8 protein-coding genes are annotated in these 7539 nt (G+C 67.4%); 6 read left to right on the top strand and 2 right to left on the bottom strand.

Annotated features, from left to right (window positions below):
• On the bottom strand, positions 1 to 249 hold a 249-nt coding region (locus ACFU5V_RS38010; RefSeq protein ID WP_378705976.1), incomplete at its 3' end, for a 2-phospho-L-lactate transferase CofD family protein.
• A gap of 498 nt (positions 250 to 747) precedes the next feature.
• On the opposite strand from ACFU5V_RS38010, the gene ACFU5V_RS38005 reads away from it, so the two are divergent.
• Entirely contained in the window at positions 748 to 1008 is a 261-nt protein-coding gene (locus ACFU5V_RS38005) for a WhiB family transcriptional regulator (protein ID WP_167372239.1), read from the top strand.
• Here ACFU5V_RS38005 and ACFU5V_RS38000 read toward each other — a convergent pair whose 3' ends face one another.
• Entirely contained in the window at positions 1009 to 1500 is a 492-nt protein-coding gene (locus tag ACFU5V_RS38000; protein WP_029539455.1) for a metallopeptidase family protein, read from the bottom strand.
• 80 nt (positions 1501 to 1580) lie between these two features.
• On the opposite strand from ACFU5V_RS38000, the gene ACFU5V_RS37995 reads away from it, so the two are divergent.
• The 5 genes from ACFU5V_RS37995 (at position 1581) to ACFU5V_RS37975 (ending at position 7492) form a co-directional block, all read left to right on the top strand.
• Positions 1581 to 1976: a DUF3499 domain-containing protein gene (locus tag ACFU5V_RS37995; RefSeq protein ID WP_087556708.1), complete on the top strand. Its 396-nt coding sequence runs from the start codon at positions 1581 to 1583 to the stop codon at positions 1974 to 1976.
• Between the two features lie 103 nt (positions 1977 to 2079).
• Entirely contained in the window at positions 2080 to 3447 is a 1368-nt protein-coding gene (locus ACFU5V_RS37990) for a phosphomannomutase/phosphoglucomutase (RefSeq protein WP_378430063.1), read from the top strand.
• A 78-nt stretch (positions 3448 to 3525) separates the two neighbouring features.
• Positions 3526 to 4605: a tobH protein gene (locus tag ACFU5V_RS37985; protein ID WP_378430062.1), complete on the top strand. Its 1080-nt coding sequence runs from the start codon at positions 3526 to 3528 to the stop codon at positions 4603 to 4605.
• Positions 4605 to 5837: a mannose-6-phosphate isomerase, class I gene (gene manA, locus ACFU5V_RS37980; protein ID WP_378430061.1), complete on the top strand. Its 1233-nt coding sequence runs from the start codon at positions 4605 to 4607 to the stop codon at positions 5835 to 5837. Before ACFU5V_RS37985 ends, manA begins: the two co-directional genes overlap by 1 nt.
• Positions 5838 to 5983: 146 nt before the next feature.
• Complete coding sequence (locus ACFU5V_RS37975) at positions 5984 to 7492, top strand: amino acid permease (protein WP_378705974.1); 1509 nt, start codon at positions 5984 to 5986, stop codon at positions 7490 to 7492.
• Positions 7493 to 7539 lie beyond the last annotated feature (47 nt).

The raw sequence follows: 7539 nt of genomic DNA, 5'->3' as shown, positions 1-7539 counted from the left end.
GTTCCAGGTTTCGCCGGCATGCCCCCACCCCCGGGCGGTGTCGATACCGTCGCCGAGGGTGTACATGCAGGTGTCCAGGTCCGGGCAGATCCGCAACCCGTGCATCCACACATCGTCACCGACATTGACCACCGCCGTGATCCGATGCGCCGAACCCCCACCACCCGGCGCATCGGCACCCAGAAGTCGCCGCACCCCTTGCAGGAACCGGGCCCCACCGACCCCGCCAACCAATACAGTCACGTTCACGGTGCAAGCCTAGGCGGTGGTTGTCTCCGTCCGGTGGGCTGCTTCCGCAAGGCGATTCGAGAGCGCGAAATAGTAATCGACTTTTTGCGGTTAGCTTGACCGCGACACGCTGGGCGTGTCTAATCACAAATATGTCATTCCAACGTTGCGGACGTGGAATTACTTGCAGCGGGGATCAATTCGAACGATTGTTCGAACGGGGTGGCAGGGGTGTTCGGTTCGGGGTACATGATCGATCGAAATTTTCTGCGCTATCACAGGTGAGGAGGCGGAACGATGCCCAATGAGCAGCTCGAGTCGGAGACTCGCTGGAGCACAGTAAGCGACGAACCGCAGACCAATTCCGAAGCAGGCGCAGCGGACGGCGTCTGTGTTCAAGAAGTCTGTGTGCAAGAAGACGGTGTGCAACAAATCAGTGTGCAAGACAGCGGTGTGAAAGAAATTCCTGTGCCGGAACTCGTCGCGCAGGAAGTCGAGACGGCGGGCCCCCGCCCGGCGTTGAGTCTGGTGACCGGTTTCGACGAATTGTTCGACACCATCGAGGATCAGTGGCAGGAACGTGCGCTGTGCGCGCAGACCGACCCCGAGGCCTTCTTCCCCGAAAAGGGAGGATCCACCAGAGAAGCGAAGCGCATCTGCCTCGGCTGCGAGGTGCGGGACGAATGCCTCGACTACGCACTGGCCAATGACGAGCGGTTCGGTATCTGGGGTGGCCTGTCGGAGCGTGAGCGACGGCGCCTGAAGCGGGGAATCGTCTAGTCAGTCCTCATCGCCCGGCAGATCCGGGTCGATGACCTCGGGTTCGACTCCGAGGTAGGTACTCACCTGCTGTACGAGCACGTCGTGCACCAGGTCGGTGAGATCGTCCGGATCCTTGGCACGCTGTTCCAGCGGTCGCCGGAACAGGACGACTCGCGCCCGCGTCGTGGATCCGTGCCGGTCGATGCCGGCGGGGATCAACCGGGACAGCGGCACGGGCCCGTCCGCCACGACCTCGGCGGGCCAGTTGACCGAATCCGGGTCGAGCGCATGAATCTTCGGGACTTCGTCGACGGCGATGTCCAACTTCGTCAGGCGTTCCCGCCAGCGCGCGTCGATCGGCGCGAACGCCTCCAGAACCACCAGATCGAACTTTTCCGCGCGGCTGCGTCGCGCCGGCGCGTCCGGGGGGAACACGGACCCGCGGATCCCACGTCCCCGTCGGTCGACGGATCGGGTGGTGACAGGACGCCTGCGTCGTGCTCTGGACATGGAGTGGACATTACGACAGCCGCACACTGTCGGTGTGTCCGAGTAGGTGTGGGGCCATCGTGGGGCTAGGCTTCCTAGCTGTGAGATCTCTGCGTCGATGCTGCCGCCCCGGGTGCAAGAACCCCGCTGTCGCGACGCTCACGTACGTCTACTCGGACTCCACCGCCGTCGTCGGCCCGCTCGCAACTGTCGACGAGCCGCATTCGTGGGATCTGTGCGAAACGCACGCGTCGAGGATCACCGCACCCAAGGGCTGGGAACTGGTTCGGTACGAAGGCGGATTCTCGTCGAGCACCCCGGACGAGGACGATCTGACCGCGCTGGCGGAGGCCGTGCGGGAGGCGGGCCTCGGCGATCGTGGACGGTCCGAGCGGGCCGTGTCCACCGAGGAGCGCGCCGAAACCGGCACCTCGCCCGGCCCGGCTCGTACCGGCCGGCGTGGCCACCTGCGGGTTCTTCCCGACCCTGCCAACTGACGTCCCAGCTCGTCCCGGGCCTGCGGTCCGCGGCGTGCCGTGCCCGCGACGGGCAGGCATTAGGCTTGCGCCAGCACTGGTGCTCGTAAAGGAGAAAACAGAAGTGGCGCGATCAGCCGAGTCCGTACATGCCGTGATCAAGGCTTACGACGTGCGGGGTGTCGTCGGTGAACACATCGATGCCGCGTTCGTTCAGGACGTGGGTGGCGCATTCGCACGACTCGTCCGCGAGGAGAGCGCCACGAAGGTCGTGATCGGGTACGACATGCGGGCGTCGTCGCCGGAGCTCGCCCGCGCATTCGCCGACGGCGTCACCGCGCAGGGCCTGGACGTCGCACTCATCGGACTCGCGTCCACCGATCAGCTGTACTTCGCTTCCGGTCTGCTCGACTGCCCGGGTGCGATGTTCACCGCGAGCCACAATCCGGCGAAGTACAACGGCATCAAGCTGTGCCGCGCGGGCGCCAAGCCGGTGGGACAGGAGACGGGCCTCGCCGCGATCGCCGCGGAGGTCGTCGACGGGGTTCCCGCGTACGACGGCGACGCGGGCGAGGTGTCCGAGGAGGACGTGCTCGAGCAGTATGCGAGCTTCGTTCGCGGGCTGGTGAACCTGTCCGACCTCCGGCCGCTGACGGTGGCCGTCGACGCGGGCAACGGCATGGGCGGGCACACCGTCCCCGCGGTGTTCGAGCCGATGCCGGTGAAGCTGCAGCCGCTGTACTTCGAGCTCGACGGCACGTTCCCGAACCACGAGGCGAATCCGCTCGACCCGGCGAATCTGGTGGATCTGCAGCGGTACGTACGGGAGACCGGTGCCGACATCGGTCTGGCCTTCGACGGTGACGCCGACCGCTGCTTCGTCGTCGACGAGCTCGGCAACCCGGTGTCGCCGTCCGCGGTGACGGCCCTGGTGGCCGAGCGGGAGCTGGCCAAGGAGCCCGGTGCCACCGTCATCCACAACCTCATCACTTCCCGCGCCGTGCCGGAACTGGTCACCGAGCTGGGTGGACACCCGGTGCGCACCCGGGTCGGGCATTCGTTCATCAAGCAGCAGATGGCCGAGACGGGTGCGATCTTCGGCGGCGAGCACTCCGCGCACTACTACTTCCGCGACTTCTGGGGCGCCGACTCCGGCATGCTGGCCGGGCTGCACGTCCTCGCGGCGCTGGGGGAGCAGGACCGTCCGCTGTCCGAGCTGATGGCCAAGTACGAGCGGTACGCGGCGTCGGGCGAGATCAATTCGACGGTCGCGGACGCCGCCGAGCGGACCGACGCGGTGCTGGCGGCGTTCGCCGATCGCACCGCGGGCGTCGACCGACTCGACGGTGTCACGGTCGAGTTGAACGGCGACGCGTGGTTCAACCTGCGTGCCTCGAACACCGAACCGTTGCTGCGGCTCAACGTCGAAGCGCCCACGACGGCAGACGTAGATGCACTCGTTACCGAGATAGTGGGCATCGTCCGAGCCTGACTGCCATAGTTGGAATAACAAGGTTCTGCTCGTGCTGCGAATGTGGCTTGCACTGACGAAGAAAGGGGGTGCGGTGTCATGACAGCGCCGACGCCCCTGCTCGATCTGGACGACGGGGACGCACTGGTTTCCGCGGACACCGAGGGCGTACTGCGTTCCGCCGCAATGGGGGGTGCCCAGATCCGGGCCACCCGGTCCGCGGTGGAGGAGGGGGCTCTCGAACGGCTGCACGGGCTGCGTCCGCGCAGCGTGGTGGTGGTCACCGGCGCGGGGAGGGCCGGCCGCGGAGCCGGGATCCTGACGGCGGTCCTCGCCGAACGGATCGCATTCCCGCTGGTGCGCGCCACCCGGACGCCAGTGTGGGTGGGCCCGCTCGACGTGGTCGTGGTGGCCGGCGACGACGCGGGCGACCCCCGGCTCGTGCAGGCCGTCGACGCGGCGGTGCGCCGCGGCGCCGAAGTGGTGGTCGCGGCACCGGACGAGGGACCGTTGCAAGCGGCAGCGGCCGGACGCGTCGTCATGTTCGCGCCGCGGGTCCGGGCGCTGACCAGGCACGGTCTGCTGCGGTACTTCGCGGTTCTGCTGGCCGTCCTGCGGGTGGTCGGTTCGGAACGCTGGGGCGACGAGGTCCCCGACCTCGAGCAACTCGCCGACGCGGTCGACGGTGAGGCGCTGCGCGACCGGCCGAACAGCGAGGTGTTCCACAATCCCGCGAAGTCTCTGGCCGCCCGCATGCAGGGACGCCGCATCGTGTTGACGGGCGATACGGAGAGCACGGTGGAACTGGCCCGGCACGGCGCCGAGGCGCTGTTGCACGCCGGCCGTGTGGCGACGGCGTCGGAGCTTCCGGACGTGCTGAGCGCGGCGGGTACGTTCCGCGTCGACCAGGCGCTCTCGGCGCACGACTCGATCTTCCACGATCCCGAACTGGACGGTCCGCCGCCGGCGAGCCCGGTGCGCACGTTCGTGCTGTCTGCCGACGCCGACCGGATGCTCGTCGAACGCAGGATCGCGGTCCTGGGCGACGTCGACCTCGTCGTCGCATCGTCCGACGAGGGGCCGGTTCCCTCGCAGCGCCCCGAATTGGAACAGGCGGCGGTCCTGGTCGGCAGGCTCGACATGACTGCCGCGTATCTACAGTTGATCGGCGGTATCTAGTGCACCGACTCGAAGGTGCGCTCCGGTCCTACGCGTGGGGATCGCGCACCGCCATCGCACAGCTGCGCGGACTTCCGGTTCCCACGGCACACCCGGAGGCGGAACTGTGGCTGGGCGCGCATCCCGGTGATCCCGCCCGCGTCATCACCGACGAGGGGCCCCGGTCTCTTCTGGAGCTGGTGCACTCGGAGCCCGAACGGCAGCTCGGGAAGCGGAGCGTCGAGACGTTCGGCGAACGCCTCCCGTTCCTCCTGAAGCTGCTCGCGTCGGAGGAGCCGCTGTCGTTGCAGGCGCACCCGAGCGCCGAGCAGGCGTGGGAGGGCTTCGCCCGGGAGAACGAGGTGGGAATCCCCCTCGAGTCGTCCGTGCGCAACTACAAGGACGCCAGCCACAAACCCGAACTCGTCGTGGCCCTCAGCAGGTTCCACGCGCTCGCCGGTTTCCGGGACCCTCAGCGCACGGTCAAACTGCTCGAGGCGATCGCCGTACCGGAACTACAGCCCTACGTGGGCCTGATCGCAGGCCAACCCGACTCGGACGGTCTCCGTGCGCTGTTCACCACGTGGATCACGTTGCCGCAGCCCGTGCTCGGTGCGCTGATGCCGAGGGTGCTCGACGGATGTGTCGACTACCTGTCGAACACCAAGGACGGTGAATTCGCGGCGGAGGTCCGCACCGCCCTCGAGCTGAGCGAGGTGTATCCGGGGGATGCGGGGGTGCTCGCCGCGCTCCTGCTGAACCGGGTCACCCTCGAACCGGGGCAGGGCCTGTACCTCGACGCGGGCAACCTCCACGCTTACCTGCACGGGATGGCGGTCGAGATCATGGCCAACTCCGACAACGTGCTGCGGGGCGGATTGACGCCGAAGCACGTGGACGTGCCGGAGTTGCTGCGCGTCCTCGACTTCGACACCGTCGACATTCCGATCCTGGAGGCGCAGGAGCGTCCCGGCGGGGGCGAATTCGTGTACTCGACGCCGGCTCCGGAATTCCTCCTCGCGCGGATCGACCTGTCACCGGCCGGCCCGGCGGAGCACCGGCTCGACTCGGAGGGGCCGCACATTCTGCTGTGCACCTCGGGTTCGGTGGAGTTGCGATGCGGAACCGGTGGTCTCGAACTCTCCCAGGGAAACGCCGTCTGGATCGCGGCCGAGGACCCCGAAGTGGTGGTGACGGCGGGCACCGAGTGCGCCCAGTTGTTCAGTGCGAGGGTCGGTCGCCCGATCGCGTAGGAGCCGCCTGCGATCCGAGAAGGGCTCCGCGCGGCCCCGCCGTGGGGGCGCCGTCCCGGCGGCTCGCCGCGTCTACATCGAACCCGACCTGTTCCGGGCGACCGAAGGCATAGGCTGAACGGCAAATTTCGATTGAGGAGGCTGATGTGGCCGTCCAGGACAAAGGCAGCGGAGAACCCGATATCGGCGGCAGGCCGACCGGCTTGTTCCGCACCAAGTCGATCGAGCAGTCGATCCGCGACACCGACGAACCGGAGACCAAACTCCGCAAGGATCTGACGGCGTGGGACCTGACTGTCTTCGGTGTCGCCGTCGTCATCGGTGCCGGCATCTTCACCCTCACCGCCCGTACCGCGGGCAACGTCGCGGGACCCTCGGTGTCGGCGGCGTTCGTCATCGCCGCCATCGCCTGCGGCCTCGCCGCGCTCTGCTACGCCGAGTTCGCCTCGACCGTTCCGGTCGCGGGCAGCGCGTACACGTTTTCCTACGCGACGTTCGGTGAACTGGTCGCGTGGATCATCGGCTGGGACCTCATCCTCGAATTCGCGCTCGCCGCGTCGGTCGTGGCGAAGGGCTGGTCGCTGTATCTCGGTGAGGTGATCGGCAACCACACGCCGATCGCGCAGATCGGCTCCGTCACGTTCGACTGGGGCGCGGTCCTCATCGTCGCGATCATCACCGTCGTGCTGGCGACGGGCACCAAGCTGTCCTCGCGCGTCTCACTCGTGATCACGTCGATCAAGGTGGCCGTGGTGCTGGTCGTCGTGGTCGTCGGGGCGTTCTACATCGACCCCGACAACTACTCGCCGTACATTCCGCCGTCCGAGGCGGGCAGCACGGGCGAAGGCATCCACCAGTCCCTGTTCTCCTACGTGACGGGCGCGGGCGGCAGCACGTTCGGCTGGTACGGGTTGCTCGCGGCGGCCAGTCTGGTGTTCTTCGCGTTCATCGGGTTCGACATCGTCGCCACGACCGCCGAGGAGACGAAGGATCCGCAGAAGGCGCTGCCCCGTGGCATTCTGGGATCGCTGCTGATCGTGACGATCCTGTACGTCGCGGTGACGCTGGTGCTCACCGGCATGGTCGACTACCACGAATTGGCCGGGGACAGTTCCAATCTGGCCACCGCGTTCGGCATCCACGGGGTCACGTGGGCGAAGAACCTGATCTCGTTCGGTGCGCTCGCCGGCCTGACCACCGTGGTGATGGTGCTGATGCTCGGGCAGACCCGCGTGCTGTTCGCCATGTCCCGGGACGGACTGATGCCGAGGCGGCTGGCGCCGACCGGCAAGCACGGCACCCCCGTTCGGATCACCGTGCTCGTCGGTGTCGTGGTGGCCGTGCTGGCGGGGATCTTCCCGATCGGAACCCTCGAGGAGATGGTGAACATCGGAACGCTGTTCGCGTTCGTCCTCGTGTCGATCGGCGTGATCGTGCTGCGCCGCACCCGCCCGGATCTGCCCCGCGGATTCCGGGTCCCGTTCGTGCCGGTGGTGCCCGTCCTCGCGGTTCTCGCCTGCCTGTGGCTGATGGTCAACCTGTCCGTCGAGACGTGGATCCGGTTCATCGTGTGGATGGTGCTCGGTGTGGTCATCTACTTCGCGTACAGTCGCCGTCATTCGATGATGGAGCGGCGCAGCCGCGGCGAGGTCTGACGCGCTCCGGGATTTCCGGCTGGGGCGCAGTGGGATTCGGTGTCCGG

Source organism: Rhodococcus sp. NPDC057529 (genome assembly GCF_042802055.1).
Classification (GTDB): domain Bacteria; phylum Actinomycetota; class Actinomycetes; order Mycobacteriales; family Mycobacteriaceae; genus Rhodococcus_F.
Note: the sequence above shows the minus strand (reverse complement) of the source record. Positions and strands in the feature narration are given on the sequence as shown.